Origin of the sequence: Solibacillus isronensis (assembly GCF_900168685.1) — a bacterium.
In the GTDB taxonomy this organism is placed as follows: Bacteria; Bacillota; Bacilli; order Bacillales_A; family Planococcaceae; genus Solibacillus; species Solibacillus isronensis_A.
In genome coordinates this window covers 181,593-198,032 of sequence record NZ_FVZN01000010.1, presented here as the reverse complement: position 1 = coordinate 198,032, position 16,440 = coordinate 181,593, and the positions used below count along the sequence as shown (strand labels likewise).

The 16,440-nt window shown below is 40.6% G+C and carries 17 protein-coding genes, 1 rRNA gene and 1 riboswitch; of the genes, 17 read left to right on the top strand and 1 reads right to left on the bottom strand.

Translation table 11 applies throughout. From position 1 onward, the window contains the following. Positions 1 to 163: 163 nt before the first annotated feature. Positions 164 to 279: ribosomal RNA gene (gene rrf / locus B5473_RS04015) — 5S ribosomal RNA — on the top strand. A gap of 63 nt (positions 280 to 342) precedes the next feature. Here rrf and B5473_RS04010 read toward each other — a convergent pair. After that, the gene (locus B5473_RS04010) at positions 343 to 813 is read right to left on the bottom strand and encodes a GNAT family N-acetyltransferase (protein WP_079523778.1); all 471 of its coding nucleotides are present in this window, start codon (positions 811 to 813) and stop codon (positions 343 to 345) included. A 196-nt stretch (positions 814 to 1,009) separates the two neighbouring features. Here B5473_RS04010 and B5473_RS04005 point away from each other — a divergent pair, with 196 nt between their 5' ends. The 16 genes from B5473_RS04005 to purH all read left to right on the top strand — a co-directional run bounded on the left by B5473_RS04005 (position 1,010) and on the right by purH (position 16,366). Then, the gene (locus tag B5473_RS04005; RefSeq protein WP_079523777.1) at positions 1,010 to 1,708 is read left to right on the top strand and encodes a response regulator transcription factor; all 699 of its coding nucleotides are present in this window, start codon (positions 1,010 to 1,012) and stop codon (positions 1,706 to 1,708) included. Further along, positions 1,705 to 3,153 (top strand): HAMP domain-containing sensor histidine kinase, encoded by a 1,449-nt coding sequence (locus tag B5473_RS04000; RefSeq protein WP_079523776.1) that lies wholly within the window; start codon positions 1,705 to 1,707, stop codon positions 3,151 to 3,153. The genes B5473_RS04005 and B5473_RS04000 overlap by 4 nt, the downstream gene beginning before the upstream one ends. Position 3,154: 1 nt before the next feature. Beyond that, a complete protein-coding gene (locus B5473_RS03995) occupies positions 3,155 to 3,883 on the top strand; it encodes a LolA family protein (protein WP_254865237.1) in 729 nt (242 codons plus the stop codon). A gap of 40 nt (positions 3,884 to 3,923) precedes the next feature. Further along, positions 3,924 to 4,193 (top strand): hypothetical protein, encoded by a 270-nt coding sequence (locus tag B5473_RS20810; RefSeq protein ID WP_254865236.1) that lies wholly within the window; start codon positions 3,924 to 3,926, stop codon positions 4,191 to 4,193. A 153-nt stretch (positions 4,194 to 4,346) separates the two neighbouring features. Continuing rightward, positions 4,347 to 4,535 (top strand): NETI motif-containing protein, encoded by a 189-nt coding sequence (locus tag B5473_RS03990; protein WP_079523775.1) that lies wholly within the window; start codon positions 4,347 to 4,349, stop codon positions 4,533 to 4,535. A gap of 98 nt (positions 4,536 to 4,633) precedes the next feature. Continuing rightward, positions 4,634 to 4,733: riboswitch (purine riboswitch) on the top strand. Between the two features lie 169 nt (positions 4,734 to 4,902). Continuing rightward, positions 4,903 to 5,391, top strand: a complete 489-nt coding sequence (gene purE, locus B5473_RS03985) for a 5-(carboxyamino)imidazole ribonucleotide mutase (protein WP_079523774.1) — start codon at positions 4,903 to 4,905, stop codon at positions 5,389 to 5,391. Then, complete coding sequence (gene purK / locus B5473_RS03980) at positions 5,388 to 6,512, top strand: 5-(carboxyamino)imidazole ribonucleotide synthase (protein ID WP_079523773.1); 1,125 nt, start codon at positions 5,388 to 5,390, stop codon at positions 6,510 to 6,512. The genes purE and purK overlap by 4 nt, the downstream gene beginning before the upstream one ends. A gap of 13 nt (positions 6,513 to 6,525) precedes the next feature. Next, complete coding sequence (gene purB / locus B5473_RS03975; protein ID WP_079523772.1) at positions 6,526 to 7,827, top strand: adenylosuccinate lyase; 1,302 nt, start codon at positions 6,526 to 6,528, stop codon at positions 7,825 to 7,827. A 28-nt stretch (positions 7,828 to 7,855) separates the two neighbouring features. Beyond that, positions 7,856 to 8,566 carry a phosphoribosylaminoimidazolesuccinocarboxamide synthase gene (purC, locus tag B5473_RS03970; RefSeq protein ID WP_079523771.1) on the top strand — a complete coding sequence of 237 codons (711 nt, stop codon included), beginning with the start codon at positions 7,856 to 7,858 and terminating at the stop codon, positions 8,564 to 8,566. Positions 8,567 to 8,569: 3 nt separating this feature from the next. Then, positions 8,570 to 8,815 carry a phosphoribosylformylglycinamidine synthase subunit PurS gene (gene purS / locus B5473_RS03965; RefSeq protein WP_079523770.1) on the top strand — a complete coding sequence of 82 codons (246 nt, stop codon included), beginning with the start codon at positions 8,570 to 8,572 and terminating at the stop codon, positions 8,813 to 8,815. Positions 8,816 to 8,819: 4 nt separating this feature from the next. After that, positions 8,820 to 9,503, top strand: coding sequence for a phosphoribosylformylglycinamidine synthase subunit PurQ (gene purQ / locus B5473_RS03960; protein WP_079523769.1), 684 nt, complete (start codon positions 8,820 to 8,822; stop codon positions 9,501 to 9,503). Then, the gene (gene purL, locus B5473_RS03955; protein WP_079523768.1) at positions 9,490 to 11,721 is read left to right on the top strand and encodes a phosphoribosylformylglycinamidine synthase subunit PurL; all 2,232 of its coding nucleotides are present in this window, start codon (positions 9,490 to 9,492) and stop codon (positions 11,719 to 11,721) included. Before purQ ends, purL begins: the two co-directional genes overlap by 14 nt. Continuing rightward, positions 11,697 to 13,115: an amidophosphoribosyltransferase gene (gene purF, locus B5473_RS03950; RefSeq protein ID WP_079523767.1), complete on the top strand. Its 1,419-nt coding sequence runs from the start codon at positions 11,697 to 11,699 to the stop codon at positions 13,113 to 13,115. Before purL ends, purF begins: the two co-directional genes overlap by 25 nt. A gap of 24 nt (positions 13,116 to 13,139) precedes the next feature. Then, positions 13,140 to 14,195 (top strand): phosphoribosylformylglycinamidine cyclo-ligase, encoded by a 1,056-nt coding sequence (gene purM, locus B5473_RS03945; protein WP_079523766.1) that lies wholly within the window; start codon positions 13,140 to 13,142, stop codon positions 14,193 to 14,195. Further along, positions 14,195 to 14,767, top strand: coding sequence for a phosphoribosylglycinamide formyltransferase (gene purN / locus B5473_RS03940; RefSeq protein ID WP_079523765.1), 573 nt, complete (start codon positions 14,195 to 14,197; stop codon positions 14,765 to 14,767). Before purM ends, purN begins: the two co-directional genes overlap by 1 nt. A gap of 63 nt (positions 14,768 to 14,830) precedes the next feature. Further along, positions 14,831 to 16,366, top strand: a complete 1,536-nt coding sequence (purH, locus tag B5473_RS03935; RefSeq protein WP_079523764.1) for a bifunctional phosphoribosylaminoimidazolecarboxamide formyltransferase/IMP cyclohydrolase — start codon at positions 14,831 to 14,833, stop codon at positions 16,364 to 16,366. The last annotated feature ends 74 nt before the right edge of the window (positions 16,367 to 16,440 follow it).

The window sequence follows — 16,440 nt, the reverse complement described above, 5'->3', positions numbered from 1 at the left end:
CAGGTAGATAGGTTCGAGGTGGAAGTGCGGTGACGCATGCAGCTGACGAATACTAATCGGTCGAGGACTTAACCACATTTTATTGCAAAAATCAATGAAACGTTTATCCAGTTTTGAAAGAATGAAAATTCTTTTACACAGGCTTATTTAGAGCCCACTATAGTGAAGTGATGATGGCAAAGAGGTCACACCCGTTCCCATACCGAACACGGAAGTTAAGCTCTTTAGCGCCGATGGTAGTTGGGGGCTTCCCCCTGTGAGAGTAGGACGTCGCTTCGCACACGCAAAACCACTGAGGAATCAGTGGTTTTTTTGTTGTTATAAATAATTCATAAAGGTCGATTATAGTCTGACCATAGTCATGAATTTTGTCATATTATTGCTAAATTCATTTTCTTTAATAAAACCAAGCTTTTTATATAAATGAATGGCTCTTTCATTAAACGTTGCTACGGTCAATCTTAGCGATTTACTTGGATAGTTATCCTCAATGAATCTCATAATACGCGTACAAAATTCGAAGCCCTTGCCTTTACCCACCAGATTTGGGTGCATTCCGATTCCCATGTCAATAAAATCTTCCTTATAAACATCAAACTTATTTCCGCTAGGTACCCGAGCACTCTCCCCGGTACAGAAAAACCCAATTACCTCTTTATTGTTATTAACAACGGCATAGTAGGAACCATCCAGTAGTTCCTCCAAAGCTTCCACTGTCTGTTCATTATTATAAAAATTGTAAGGCTCTTCATATTTCCAATCGAGGATTGCAGTGGCCATCTTGCTGTTCATCTTTTCAAAAATGACTTCCATTCTTTACGACACCTCCTTTAACTATATAGTTGATATTAACATAAATACCCATTTTAAAATAATCATCTTTTACAGTGAAAGATAACTTTGGCTATCTTTAAACAGACAGTACAAAGTAAGATAAAATATAAAGGATTTATAAAGTTACAATTATCGGAAAAATTACTTGCTATAGTGATTGTAGGAGGCGTACATGATGGCACAACAAATTCTTTTAGTGGAAGATGACCGCGAAATTGCGCGCATTATTAAAGATACGTTAATAAAGGAAGGCTATGCAGTAACATGGGCAACGACAGGAATAGAAGGGTTAGAAGATTTTTCCGCCGGAAACTATGACTTAATACTTGTTGATTGGATGATGCCTGAAATGGATGGGTTATCAATGATTGAACATATTCGATTGCAAAGCGATGTCCCTATTATTATGATCAGCGCAAAAAGCAAAGAAACGGATAAAGTCACAGGATTACAAGATGCTGATGATTATTTGGCAAAGCCGTTTTCTTTAGAAGAATTAAAAGCACGTGTTCGGTCTCAATTACGGAGATGGCAGCGATATAATAAAGTTTTTGCAGCAAATGAAATGGTTTCATATGAACATGGTTTAAAAATCGATTGGGTAAAAGAATGTATTTATATCGAAGAGGATGAAGTAAACTTGACGCAAAAAGAGTTTGCGTTACTGAAAGTATTGGCACAAAATCCATTCGAGCTATTTACAAAGGAAGCGTTGTATACCCTTGTTTGGCACCAAATTGAGCTGGATCAGACACATACGGTAACGGTGCATATTAAAGCATTGCGGGAGAAGCTGCACGATCCAGTAAAGTCACCTAACTATATACAAACTGTATGGGGAAAGGGCTACCGCTTTATAGGTGAACAAGTATGAAGATTAAATCATGGCTTCTACTTACGTACTTGCTTGTCATGATATTGCCGTTACTTGCATTGTATGGTCTTTATGTAACGATTAACGCGTACTACCAAGATAAAAGTGTTGATGAATATTTTGAAAAGTGGGCAGTTGTTACAGATTTAAAAGATCAACTGGATGATCCATCGCTTTACAATATTAATGCAAATTATAAGGAAGTCGAGAAACTGACGTCCGATCAGTTGATGATTACGCTGTATAGTCCGAATGGAAAGATTTATTATTCCTCAAATTTAACTAACTCTTTCAGCAGCTTTGAATCGAAAAGTATGGTTTATAAAAATCTATATGAATTTGAACAAAACTATAAGACATTTGTTTATAAAGAGCCTGTCTATAAAGATGGGGAAATAAAGGGTGTATACAAAATTGCGCTCGTGCGTTCGGAATGGCTGGAACAAGTAAATACAAAATCGCTACTTGTCATAACTAGTTTAATTATAGTAATGCTGATTATATACGGGGCGGTTGTCTATTTGCTGAATAGACGCCTCAATAAGCCGGCAAAACGACTAATGGAACAAATGCGTGCTTTTGCCAAGGATGAAGCAACAATTCCGCTACCTGTAACAAAGGACGAAATCGGGGAATTAACCGAGAGCTTTCAACTAATGCAGCAGGAAATTATAGCAACTCGAAAAAAGCTTGCATCGGAGCAGCAGCAAAAGGAATTTATGATTGCGAGTCTGTCGCATGACTTGAAAACGCCTCTAACATCAATTCAAGCATATGCAGAAAGTTTAAGGTACGGGAACCATTCTGAGAAGGATCATCAGGAATATTTGCAGATCATTCAGTCCAAATCGGATTACATGAAGCAGTTGCTTGATGATTTAATGATGTTGACATTATTGCAGTCACCAACATATGAACTGGAACTTGTAAAAGTCGAAGGCGAAGAGTTTTTTGATATGCTCTTAGGTGACTATGAACAGATTAGTAGAGAAAAAGGGTTTGAAGCGAAAACAACAGTTAATGTTGAAGGAAGTTACTACGTAAATCCGAAGCAGCTAATGCGCGTTGTCGATAATGTTGTCGCGAATGCCTGGATGTATACAAATCCTGGAGGGACGATTTATGTATCCGCATTTGAAACACCGAATGTTCCTACTTGGAGTAGAGGGAAATTAGCAGAAAGCTTTACGGAAAAAGGCGTTTATATGGTTGTACAAAACAGCGGTGTAACAATAACGAAAGAGCAGTGTAAACAAATGTTTGATCCGCTGTATCAGATTGATGATTCCCGGAGCCATATTGGTGAGCGGGGGGCTGGTCTCGGTTTAAGTATTGCAAAGCAAATTATGGCTAAGCACGATGGAACAATTACAGCTATAGCACAGCAAAATCAGTTAGCGATTGTCATATGGCTACCATTAATTGAAGAAGAGAGGAATGGATAAAATGAAAAAATTGATTTATTCAGCAGCGGTAATTTTAACGCTATCTTTAGCGGCATGCAGCAATGAGGAAAGTTATTCACCCCAGGAAATATTAAATCAGGCGATGCAGGAAACGTCTGAGCTTGATTCTTTTTATGGAGAATATAAAATGACAATGGATGACGGGACCGAAATACTTTCAAAGCAATGGGAAAAAAACGGAAAGACTCGTGTAGAGATGGTTGACTCTACAGGAGAGGAATCAATTGCTGTTAACGACGGCAAAACATTAACTTCCTATTCGAAAACAATGAATGAAGCGATCATTTTTGAGCTCGGTCCAGACGTTGAAAACTTAGTTAGACCAACGTTAAAAGAGCAGGCATTACGTACATTGGAACAAATAAAAAATTCCCATGATATTACGATTGGTGAAGAAGAAAAGATTGCCGGTCATGAAACGTACCATTTAATCGCAAAAGCTAAAAAGCAAAATACGCTTATTGGAGATATTGAAGTATGGGTAGATAAAAAAACATGGATGACATTAAAGACAATAACGGCAAGTGGCGATATGAAAATAACTACTGAATTTACAAAATTTGAACCGAACGGTAAAATTGATGATTCCAAATTTACTCTGGACATTCCGGAAGATGCTAATGTTAAAACCGAGTCTTTTCAGCCAATCGAACAATTAACAAAGCAGGAAGCTGTCGAGAAGCTAGGTTCCTTTCTAATCTTTCCCTGAATCACTTGGTTACACATTGGAAGGAATAGAGGATATGGGGATGGCAGAAACAGGAGAGATTGCGTTAACTTATTCCAAAAACGGTGAACAGCAATTTTCTCTTTCAATCTTCAAGCCAATGGAGTCCATCGGTGAAGATGAAGAGATAATTGAAGTACGCGGACAAAAAGGATCTAAAATTGATTTAGAAACTTTCAAATTAATCCAATGGGATGAAGAAGGCTTACGCTATAATATTATTATTGAAAATCTTGATTTAACATTTGAGGATGTTCTTGAGTTAACAGAACAAATGGAGTATATAAAATAAAATGAACAGGAGCAATCATAGGAATTTGTGATTGCTCCTTTTTATTTTCCAGTTGTGACAAATCGTTCACAAAATTAATTCTTTCTATTAGAAAGTACTAAAAATATCGTGGTATAGTTAGAGCGATATTTTACATGTGGAAGGATGACCTTTTTGGCTAAAAAGCAAGTATGGTATGAAGTAGAAGAAAATGAAACAATCGAGCAATGCCTTGAAAGAATGAAGAAAGATGGCTATATGCCATTTGGACGCAGAGAAGAACCTGTATTTGAAGAGGTAAATGGCGAACCTGTTTACTTACGTCAAAAAATACAATTTAAAGGTGTATTGATAGAAGATTAACAGACGATTCGATTGAAAACCGAACATTATCTTTTTCTTTAAAAATATCGTTCGCATTTTTACATTGATTTTATGCGTAACCCTTGTTAAAATGTGAACAGGAAAAACATTTAATCCCTCATATATGCTAGAGAATATGGCTCTAGTGTCTCTACCCGGCACCGTAAATACCGGACTATGTGGGAAAGCAACTTCAGGTATGATGAATAAAGGATGTGGATCGCAATGCAATTATCTACATATACTTTTAATGCTCAGTCCTCAAGTAGATTGCTTTCTCATGCGTAGAGCGTAGAGAGCAGTTTATTTGAGGATTTTTTACATTGATTTTTAACAAGTGGAGAAGATGTTTAAAGGAGCGAAATTCATGAATCCGAAAATTGGCGTTATTATGGGAAGTTCAAGTGATTGGGAAACGATGAAGCATGCTTGTGACATATTGGACGAGTTGCATGTGCCTTATGAAAAGCAAGTCGTTTCAGCACATCGCACACCAGATTTAATGTTTGAATATGCTGAAGCTGCGCGTGGACGCGGTATTCAAGTAATTATTGCAGGGGCTGGTGGAGCAGCTCATTTACCAGGTATGGTAGCAGCAAAAACGACATTACCTGTAATTGGAGTACCAGTACAGTCACGTGCACTGAACGGACTTGATTCACTACTGTCGATTGTGCAGATGCCAGGTGGTGTACCAGTCGCAACTGTAGCGATTGGCAAGGCAGGCGCAACAAATGCTGGTCTGCTTGCAGCGCAAATTTTAGGAGCGTTTGATCAGGAGCTTGCTGCAAAGCTTGAGGCAAGACGTGAAGCGACAAAAGCTCAAGTTTTGGAAAGCACAGGTGACTTAACGTGACGAAAATGATTTATCCTGGACAAACAATCGGTATTATCGGCGGTGGTCAGCTTGGACGTATGATGGCAGTTGCAGCAAAGGAAGCAGGATATAAAATTGCAGTACTGGAACCAACAATGGATTCTCCTTGTGGACAAGTGGCAGACATACGAATCGTCGCAGCTTATGATGATGAAGCAGCATTGGAAGAACTTGCAGAAGTAAGTGATGTCATAACATATGAGTTTGAGAACATTGATTACGATGGCTTAAAGCGTTTAACACAAATGGCCTATGTCCCTCAAGGTGCAGAGCTTGTACGTATTACACAAAACCGTGTCACAGAAAAGCAAATGATTGTTGATGCAGGCTGTCCGGTTGCGCCATATACTGTCGCTTTTACATATGAAGAACTTCAAGAAAACATCGGAGAAATCGGCTTCCCATGTATCGTAAAAACAGCACGGGGCGGTTATGACGGGAAAGGCCAGCAGTTATTGAAATCTGCTGAGGACTTACCATTAGCAAAAGAATTATTTGCTCATTCACAGTGTATTGCAGAGGGCTTTGTTCCATTTAAGAAAGAGATTTCAGTCATCGTTCAACGCAATGGAGATGGTGAAACATACTGCTTGCCTGTCGGAGAAAATATTCATATAAACCACATTTTGCATGAAACGATTGTGCCGGCACGTATCGAACAGTCTACAGCACAATTAGCTGAGGAAGCTGCTCTAAAAATTGCGGATTCACTGCAACTGATTGGGACATTGGCAGTTGAAATGTTCGTTCTTGAAGATGGCAGTATTGTAATTAACGAATGTGCACCACGTCCGCATAACTCAGGCCATTATTCAATTGAGGCATGCAATATTTCACAGTTTACTCAGCATATTCGTGCAGTATGCGGTTGGCCGTTACGTAAACCAAAACTTTGGGCGCCATCGATTATGGTAAATGTACTTGGTCAGCATGTCGTTCCATTAACAAATTCAATTTCAAAGTTTCCTGACTGGTCTGTACATTTGTACGGTAAGTCAGAAGCAAAGGTAAATCGAAAAATGGGTCATGTCACAATCATGACAGATGATATAAATACAGCATTACAACAAATTACAGACTCCGGTATCTGGCCGGAGTAAAAGGAGAAGATTTATGATAGAACGCTATACACGTCCTGAAATGGGTGCAATTTGGACAGAAGAAAACAAATTTAAAGCATGGCTTGAAGTTGAGATTTTAGCTTGTGAAGCCTGGGCTGAAATCGGGGAAATTCCTAAAGAAGATGTAGCAAAATTACGTGCAAATGCATCATTTGATATTGATCGTATTTATGAAATTGAGCAGGAAACACGTCATGATGTAGTAGCATTTACACGAGCTGTTTCGGAAACACCTGCACTTGGTGAGGAAAAGAAATGGGTGCACTACGGTTTAACTTCAACGGACGTTGTAGATACAGCACTATCATATTTAATCAAGCAGGCGAATGAAATTTTACGTAAAGATTTACATCAATTCATCGCTATTCTGTCTGAAAAAGCGAAAGAGCATAAATTTACAGTAATGATGGGACGTACGCACGGTGTGCATGCAGAACCGACAACATTTGGTTTAAAGCTGGCATTATGGCTTGAAGAGATGCGCCGTAACTTAGTACGTTTTGAAGAAGCCGCAAAAGTTATCGAAACAGGTAAAATGAGCGGTGCTGTCGGAACATATGCCAATATTAACCCGCGTGTGGAAAGCTATGTATGTGAACATCTTGGATTAGCAGCTGCGCCAATTTCTACACAAACATTGCAGCGTGACCGTCATGCCCAATACTTTTCTACACTGGCTTTGATTGCTACATCAATTGAAAAGTTTGCGACAGAAATCCGCGGACTGCAAAAATCCGAAACACGTGAAGTGGAAGAAGGATTTGCAAAAGGGCAAAAAGGTTCATCAGCTATGCCGCATAAGCGGAATCCGATCGGCTCTGAAAATATGACAGGTATGGCACGATTAATGCGCGGCTATATGCTGACAGCTTATGAAAATGTAGCTTTATGGCATGAACGTGATATTTCACATTCTTCTGCTGAACGTGTCATTATTCCAGATGCCACAATTACATTAAATTATATGTTAAATCGTTTCGGTAATATTTTGAAAAACTTAACTGTATTCCCTGACAATATGAAACGCAATATGGAGCGTACATTTGGTCTGATCTACTCACAGCGTATTTTACTTGCGTTAATCGATAAAGGATTATCACGTGAGGAAGCGTACGATACGGTTCAGCCATTAACAGCGCGAGCTTGGGATGAGCAAACACAATTCCGTCCGCTTGTGGAAGCTAGTGAAAAAATCACAGCATATCTATCACCGGAAGAAATTGCAGACTGCTTTGACTACAACTACCATATTCAGAATGTTGATTTGATTTTCGAACGTTTAGGTCTTAACTAACTAATCAATTAATCAGGAGGAATACGTCATGAATAAAGGCCAGCTTTTATATGAAGGGAAAGCAAAACGATTATATACAACAGAAGATACTGAAATACTTTTTGTTGAATACAAGGATAGTGCAACAGCATTTAATGGCGAGAAGAAAGCCGAGATTGCTGGTAAGGGAAATTTAAACAATCAAATTACGACATTACTTTTCGAGAAGTTACAAGAAAACGGAATTGAATCACATTTCGTAAAAAGACTTTCAGCGAACGAACAGCTTGTACGTAAAGTCGAAATTATTCCAATCGAAGTTGTTACACGCAATATTGCTGCTGGCAGCCTGGCAAAACGTCTAGGCTTGGATGAGGGTACTCCATTAAAGCGTCCGATCGTCGAATTTTATTATAAAGATGATGCATTAGGTGATCCAATGATTACAACAGAACATATTGACGTGCTGAATATCGCGACACCAGTGGAAGTAGAACAGCTATATAATGCGGCACTGCATGTGAATGAAGTGCTGCGTCCGATTTTTACTGCTGTTGGTGTAACGTTAGTCGACTTCAAACTTGAATTTGGTCGTGATAAAGACGGCAATATTTTACTTGCCGATGAAATTTCTCCTGACACTTGTCGTTTATGGGACTCTAATACAAAGCAAAAGCTTGATAAAGACGTATTCCGCCGTGATTTAGGCAATCTAACGGAAGTATATGAGATTATATTACAAAAACTTGGAGGCAACTAACTTATGAAGAAAGTTAAAATATATGTAACATTAAAAGAAAGCATCCTGGATCCACAAGGTTCTGCAGTTCAAGGTTCATTGCAAAAAATCGGTTATGGTGAAGTTTCTGACGTACGTATCGGCAAGTATTTGGAAGTATCAATCGAAGATACTGACCGTGATATCAACACAATCGTGAAAGAAATGTGCGAAAAAGTATTAACGAACACGGTAATCGAAAAGTACCGTTACGAAGTTGAGGAGGCATAATACGATGAAATTTGCAGTACTCGTTTTCCCGGGGTCTAACTGTGATATCGACATGTTTCATGCGATTAAGGACGAGCTAGGTGAAGAAGTAGAATATGTTTGGCATACAGCTACAAGTCTAGACGGATTTGACGGGGCATTAGTGCCTGGCGGTTTCTCATATGGAGACTATTTACGTTGTGGCGCAATGGCAAACCAATCAAACATTATGTCAGCTTTAAAAGACTTTGCAGCACAAGGCAAACCAGTGTTAGGTGTTTGTAACGGATTCCAGATTTTAACGGAAGCAGGGCTGTTACCAGGAGCTCTTATCCGCAATAAAAATCTGAAATTCATGTGTCGTACAGTACAGCTAAAAGTTGAAAACAACAACACATTATTTACAAACGGATATGAAGAGGAAGAAGTAATCAATATTCCGATCGCGCACGGTGAAGGCAACTACTACTGCGATGATGAAACATTAGCTTCATTACAAGTCAATAATCAGATTGTCTTTACATATGAAGGCGAAAATCCGAACGGTTCTTTAGCGGATATTGCTGGAATCATCAATAAAGAAGGCAATGTACTCGGAATGATGCCACATCCAGAGCGTGCTGCAAATGAAATCGTCGGTGGTGCAGATGGTCTTAAACTATTTAAATCAATTGTGAAGCAGTGGAGGGAACAGCATGTTAACAACTAATTTCGAACCAACACCAGAGCAAATTAAGGAAAAACGTCTCTATGCGGACATGGGGATGTCAGATGCGGAATTTGACTTAGCAATTGAAAAATTAGGTCGCATTCCAAACTGGACAGAAACAGGTCTTTTCTCGGTAATGTGGTCTGAGCACTGCTCTTATAAAAAATCGAAGCCAGTACTTCGTAAATTCCCTACAAAAGGTCCTCAAGTGCTGCAAGGCCCTGGTGAAGGTGCCGGCATTGTTGACATCGGTGATGAGCAGGCAGTTGTATTCAAAATGGAATCCCATAACCACCCATCTGCGATTGAACCATACCAAGGTGCTGCAACAGGGGTTGGCGGAATTATCCGTGACGTTTTCTCAATGGGTGCACGTCCGATTGCGATGCTGAACTCTTTACGTTTTGGTGAGTTAAAGTCAGCGCGCGGTAAGTATTTATTTGAAGAAGTCGTTGCTGGTATTGCCGGTTACGGAAACTGTATCGGTATTCCGACAGTAGGCGGCGAAATTGGTTTCGACCCTTGCTACGAAGGTAATCCGCTTGTAAATGCAATGTGTGTCGGATTAATCGATCATAAGGATATCCAAAAAGGTGTTGCTGCAGGTGTAGGAAATACTGTAATGTACGTTGGTGCGAAAACAGGTCGTGACGGTATTCACGGTGCAACATTCTCATCTGAAGAATTGACAGAAGATACTGAAGAAAGTCGCTCGGCAGTACAAGTTGGGGACCCATTCATGGAAAAATTACTTCTTGAAGCTTGTCTGGAAGTTGTAAAATCAGATGCATTAGTTGGTATTCAAGATATGGGTGCAGCAGGTCTTACTTCATCTTCAGCGGAAATGGCTTCTAAAGCCGGTACTGGTGTAGAGATGAACTTGGACTTAGTTCCTCAACGTGAAACAAACATGTCAGCTTACGAAATGATGTTATCAGAATCTCAGGAGCGTATGCTGATCGTTGTAAAAGCAGGTCGTGAAGATGAAATTAAAGCGATTTTCGATAAATATGAACTTGATGCTGTAGCTGTAGGAAAAGTAACAGAAGATAAAATGCTTCGTTTACTGCACAAAGGTGAAGTTGTAGCAGAAGTTCCTGCAGATGCACTGGCTGAAGACGCACCGGTTTACAATATGCCGGATACAGAACCAGCTTACTTTGCAGAATATCAGGCAATGGAAAATGCAGAACCAAACGTAACAGATTATAAAGAAACGTTAACAGCACTTTTAAAAGCACCAACAATCGCTTCAAAAGAGTGGGTTTACGATCAATATGACTATCAAGTTCGTACAAATACAGTTGTAGCACCAGGTTCGGACGCAGCAGTATTACGTGTACGTGGTACAAATAAAGGGTTGGCGATGACGACAGACTGTAATGCTCGCTATATTTACCTTGATCCGACAACTGGCGGGAAAATTGCTGTTGCTGAAGCAGCTCGTAACATCGTATGTTCTGGTGGACAACCACTTGCAATTACAGACTGCCTTAACTTCGGTAACCCGGAAAAACCAGAAATCTTCTGGCAAATCCAAAAATCGGCTGACGGTATTGCGGAAGCTTGTTTAGCATTAGATGCACCAGTAATTGGCGGTAACGTATCAATGTACAACGAGCGTTCAGGTGAAGCGGTTTATCCAACACCAACAATCGGTATGGTGGGATTAGTAAAAGATTTAGCGCATGTTACAACACAGGAAGTTAAAGCTGCCGGTGACGTTGTGTACGTAGTAGGTGACACAAAAACAGAATTCGGTGGTTCTGAATTACAAAAGTTAGTGGAAGGCGGCATTTCAGGTAAAGCACCTTCAATCGACTTAACAGTAGAAGCGGCACGTCAACAATCTATTTTGGAAGCAATTCAAGCAGGACTTGTTCAGTCAGCGCATGATGTTTCTGAAGGCGGAGTTGCGGTTGCATTAGCGGAGAAAACTTTCGCTGCAAAAGGTTTAGGTTTAGACGTAGCATTAACAGGCTCTGCAACAACGGCTCTATTCGCAGAATCACAATCACGCTTTGTATTAACAGTGAAAGCTGAACATGCAGAAGGCTTTGAAACAATCGTAAAAGACGCACAAAAAATTGGTACAGTAACAGACGACGCAAACATTAAAATTAGCGGCGAAACTGATGTACTTGTTGAGGGTACTGTGGAGGAATTCCGTTCTGCCTGGAAAGGAGCAATTCCATGCTTGCTGAAATCAGAGGCTTAAATGAGGAATGTGGCGTATTTGGCATTTGGGGCAATCAAGATGCAGCGCACTTAAGTTATTACGGTTTACACGCATTGCAGCATCGTGGACAGGAAGGAGCTGGTATCGTCACAACTGACGGTAATCAGCTTCAGGCTGTACGCGGGGAAGGTCTAGTAAATGACGTGTTCAATGAAGATAAATTACGTAAAGTAGTAGGGCATGCGGCAATTGCGCATGTACGATATGCAACAGCAGGCGGCAAAGGACTGGAAAATGTTCAGCCGTTATTATTCCGTTCTTCAACTGGCTCACTGGCAATTGCCCATAATGGGAACTTAGTGAATGCGACACATTTAAAACAGTTTTTAGAGCGCTCTGGCAGCATTTTCAACTCGACTTCCGATACAGAGGTTGTTATCCATCTCATTAAGAAATCTAAACACTCACCATTTCGTTCAAAAGTGAAAGAAGCATTGTCGTTATTAAAAGGCGCATTCTCGATTATTTTATTGACGAATGACCAAATGATTGTAGCCCGTGACCGAAACGGCTTACGTCCGCTTTCACTTGGAAAGCTGGGTGATTCTTATGTAGTTGCATCTGAAACATGTGCATTTGATTTAATCGGTGCGGAATACGTACGTGAAGTGGAGCCTGGTGAGTTATTGATCATTTCAAACAATGGTCTTGAAGTCGACAGCTATGTTGAAAAGGATAAACGGACAATGTGTGCGATGGAATATGTATACCTTGCACGTCCTGATTCAAATATTGATGAAGTGAATATCCATATGGCACGTAAACGTATGGGTAAAGAACTCGCAAAAGAATGTGCCCATATTGAAGCGGATGTTGTTACAGGAGTTCCAGACTCATCTATTTCTGCAGCGATCGGATTTTCCGAAGCGAGCGGTATTCCATACGAGCTTGGTTTAATTAAAAACCGCTATGTTGGGCGTACTTTTATCCAGCCGACACAGGAACTTCGCGAACGCGGTGTAAAAATGAAGCTTTCACCTGTCGTACAAGTCGTAAAAGGAAAACGTGTTGTCATGGTAGATGATTCAATCGTACGTGGTACAACATCGAGACGCATTGTGCGCATGCTGAAGGAAGCTGGGGCAGCAGAAGTGCATGTTGTAATTTCTTCACCGCCAATGACAGATCCTTGTTATTACGGAATCGATACATCGACACATGAAGAGCTGATTGCATCAAGCCACAGTGTGGAAGATATACGAGTAGCAATTGAAGCTGACACACTAACATTTTTATCGTTGGAAGGTATGGTCCGTGCAACGAACCGCCCGTTTGAAGATGAAAATGGAGGGCTTTGTGTTGCATGCTTTACAGGTAAATACCCGACAGAGATTTTCCCGGACACAGTTTTACCACATGAAAAAGACTGTTAGAAATTAAGGAGGAGCAAGTACATTATGTCAAAAGCATATGAACAGGCAGGCGTAAATATTGAGGCAGGTTATGAAGCAGTAAAACGTATGAAATCACATGTAGAGCGTACGAACCGTTTAGGTGTGATGGGAACGTTTGGTGGCTTTGGAGGCATGTTTGATTTGTCTGCACTGAACTTAAAGGAACCAGTTCTTATTTCAGGTACGGACGGTGTTGGGACAAAGTTGAAGCTTGCATTTATGGTTGATAAACACGATACAATCGGTGTGGACTGTGTTGCAATGTGTGTAAATGATATTGTTGCACAAGGTGCTGAACCGCTTTACTTCCTTGACTATGTTGCAGTAGGAAAAGCTGAGCCGGCAAAAATTGAGCAAATCGTAAAAGGTGTTGCGGACGGTTGTGTACAGTCCGGTGCAGCATTAATCGGCGGAGAAACAGCTGAAATGCCGGGTCTTTACGAAGAAGACGAGTACGATTTAGCTGGTTTTGCTGTAGGTGCATGTGAAAAATCGGACATCATTACAGGTGAAAAAATTGTGGAAGGCGATGTTCTAATCGGTCTTGCTTCCAGCGGTGTACATTCAAACGGCTATTCATTAGTACGTAAAATTGTATTTGCAGACAATGAAATCGCAGTTGATGCAGTAGTAGAAGGCTATGAAGACCTTGGCCCAATCGGCGAAGCGCTTCTTGTACCTACAAAGCTTTATGCAAAGCCTGTTTTAGCAGCACTTAAAGCTGCTGATGTACACGGTTGTGCACACGTAACAGGCGGGGGCTTCTATGAAAACCTGCCACGTATGATGCCACAAGGTTTGGCAACTGAAATCGATTTAGGATCTTGGCCAGTGCTGCGCATTTTTGAGTTTTTAAAAGAAAAAGGTGCATTGGCGGACAAAGATTTATATAACGTATTCAACATGGGAATCGGCTTTGTTATTGCAGTTCCAGCGAGTGAAGCAGATAAAGTGATCGCTGCGGTAGAAGCTGAAGGTGAAAAAGCTTACACAATCGGTCGCGTTGTGAACGGTGAAGGTGTTATTTTCAACGGCGAACATGACGGGAGCTTAGTGTAATGGGTACGAAAATTGCCGTATTCGCTTCTGGGAGCGGTAGTAATTTCCAGGCAATTCAAGAAGCGATTAGTCGCGGTGAGCTTAACGCGACGATCGAGCTTGTAATTACGGATAAGCCGGGTGCTTATGTTGTGACACGCGCACAGAATTTCGGTATACCTGTTATGGAGCTTGCACCGAAAACTTTTGCCGACAAGGCAGCTTACGAAGCAAAACTTGTGGAACTGTTACAAGAACGAGAGATTGAATGGATCATATTAGCAGGTTATATGCGCCTTGTAGGGGAAACGCTATTATCAGCTTATGAGCATCGAATTATCAATATTCATCCGTCGCTGCTGCCATCATTTCCCGGGAAAGACGCCATTGGTCAGGCGATGACTCACGGCGTAAAAGTTACGGGTGTAACGGTACACTATGTAGATGCGGGAATGGATACGGGAAAGATTATCTCGCAAGGAGCAGTTGACGTTGTCGATGGTAACCGTGAAGCGACAGAAGAGCGTATACATAAATTAGAACATGCGCTATACACGAAAACATTACAGCAATTATTTAATGTAAAAAAGTAAATTCGCATGAGCCGCTCCTGTGAGGGCATTGCTCACCGATAAAATGAATTGGAGGACCTAATCGTGACGAAACGTGCACTTATTAGTGTTTCAGATAAAAATGGTATTTTAGAATTTGCAAAAGAATTAGTAGCTCTTGGCTATGAAGTACTTTCTACTGGAGGAACAAAAAGTTTATTACAACAAAACAATGTTCCGGTAACAGCAGTGGATGAAGTAACAAACTTCCCGGAAATTTTGGATGGCCGTGTGAAAACATTAAATCCAATGATTCATGGCGGTCTTTTAGGTAAGTTTGATGAGCCAAGCCATGTTGCGCAAATGAATGAACATGGCATCCGCCCGATCGAGATTGTATGTGTCAACCTGTATCCGTTCGTCGAAACAATTTCCAAACCGGATGTATCATGGGATGATGCAATTGAAAACATCGATATCGGCGGTCCGACAATGCTACGTTCGGCAGCAAAAAACCATGATTATGTAACGGTAATTGTTGATGCGAATGACTATTCTGCCGTATTGGAAGAGCTAAAGGCAGAAGGGAAAACGACATTGACAACACGTCGTCGTTTAGCAGCGAAAGTATTCCGTCATACAGCTGCATATGATTCGTATATTTCCAATCATTTATCGAATGCAATTGGCGAAGAGTTCCCGGAAAACCTGACGTTAACATATGAGCTGAAACAAACATTGCGCTATGGTGAAAACCCTCACCAAAAAGCTGCGTTCTATGCAAAACGATTAGGTTCAGATTTCTCAATTGCCTATGCAACCCAATTACACGGTAAAGAATTATCGTACAACAATATTCAAGATGCAAATGCAGCATTGCAAATCGTAAAAGAATTTGAAATGCCTGCAGCGGTTGCCGTGAAGCACATGAATCCATGTGGTGTCGGTACTGGTGAAACAATCGAAGAAGCATTCAATAAAGCATATGAAGCAGATCCAACATCGATATTCGGCGGTATCATTGCATTAAATAAAGAAGTGGACAAAGCAACTGCAGAAAAGTTATCGGGTATTTTCCTTGAAATCATCATTGCGCCAAGCTTTACTGAAGAAGCATTAGAGATTTTAACGCAAAAGAAAAACATTCGTCTGTTAACAATCGATTTCACACAAGAAAAACAGGATCAATTCAATGTTGTAGCGGTTGAAGGTGGTTTACTTGTACAGGAGCCGGACCGTTTCGGATTTACAGATGCAAACATTCAAGTTGTGACTGACCGTGAACCGACTGAAGAAGAGTGGGAAGCATTAAAACTAGGCTGGGCAGTTGTGAAGCATGTAAAATCCAATGCCATTGTTGTAACGGATAAACAAATGACATTAGGTGTTGGTGCTGGTCAAATGAACCGTGTAGGGGCAGCAAAAATTGCCTTTGAACAAGCTGGAGAAAAAGCACAGGGCGCGGCATTAGCTTCGGATGCATTCTTCCCTATGGGCGACACAGTGGAAGCGGCGGCAAAAGCCGGTATTAAAGCAATCATTCAACCAGGCGGCTCGATTAGAGACCAGGAATCAATTGATGCAGCGAACAAATACGGTATTACAATGGTGTTTACAGGGGTTCGTCACTTTAAACATTAATTAATAAGTTAGCAGTAGAGAAATTATTAAATTTACGTTATAATAGAATAAAGTTTCGCTAATGTTCTGGCCGG

Excerpts from the sequence above, each read along its gene's own strand:
- purS (WP_079523770.1), top strand. The coding sequence starts at position 8,570 with ATGAAGAAAGTTAAAATATATGTAACATTAAAAGAAAGCATCCTGGAT.
- purL (WP_079523768.1), top strand. The coding sequence starts at position 9,490 with ATGTTAACAACTAATTTCGAACCAACACCAGAGCAAATTAAGGAAAAA.
- B5473_RS04000 (WP_079523776.1), top strand. The coding sequence starts at position 1,705 with ATGAAGATTAAATCATGGCTTCTACTTACGTACTTGCTTGTCATGATA.
- B5473_RS04010 (WP_079523778.1), bottom strand. The coding sequence starts at position 813 with ATGGAAGTCATTTTTGAAAAGATGAACAGCAAGATGGCCACTGCAATC.
- purQ (WP_079523769.1), top strand. The coding sequence starts at position 8,820 with ATGAAATTTGCAGTACTCGTTTTCCCGGGGTCTAACTGTGATATCGAC.
- B5473_RS03995 (WP_254865237.1), top strand. The coding sequence starts at position 3,155 with ATGAAAAAATTGATTTATTCAGCAGCGGTAATTTTAACGCTATCTTTA.
- purN (WP_079523765.1), top strand. The coding sequence starts at position 14,195 with ATGGGTACGAAAATTGCCGTATTCGCTTCTGGGAGCGGTAGTAATTTC.
- purB (WP_079523772.1), top strand. The coding sequence starts at position 6,526 with ATGATAGAACGCTATACACGTCCTGAAATGGGTGCAATTTGGACAGAA.
- B5473_RS20810 (WP_254865236.1), top strand. The coding sequence starts at position 3,924 with ATGGCAGAAACAGGAGAGATTGCGTTAACTTATTCCAAAAACGGTGAA.
- purM (WP_079523766.1), top strand. The coding sequence starts at position 13,140 with ATGTCAAAAGCATATGAACAGGCAGGCGTAAATATTGAGGCAGGTTAT.
- purF (WP_079523767.1), top strand. The coding sequence starts at position 11,697 with ATGCTTGCTGAAATCAGAGGCTTAAATGAGGAATGTGGCGTATTTGGC.
- purC (WP_079523771.1), top strand. The coding sequence starts at position 7,856 with ATGAATAAAGGCCAGCTTTTATATGAAGGGAAAGCAAAACGATTATAT.
- purE (WP_079523774.1), top strand. The coding sequence starts at position 4,903 with ATGAATCCGAAAATTGGCGTTATTATGGGAAGTTCAAGTGATTGGGAA.
- B5473_RS04005 (WP_079523777.1), top strand. The coding sequence starts at position 1,010 with ATGGCACAACAAATTCTTTTAGTGGAAGATGACCGCGAAATTGCGCGC.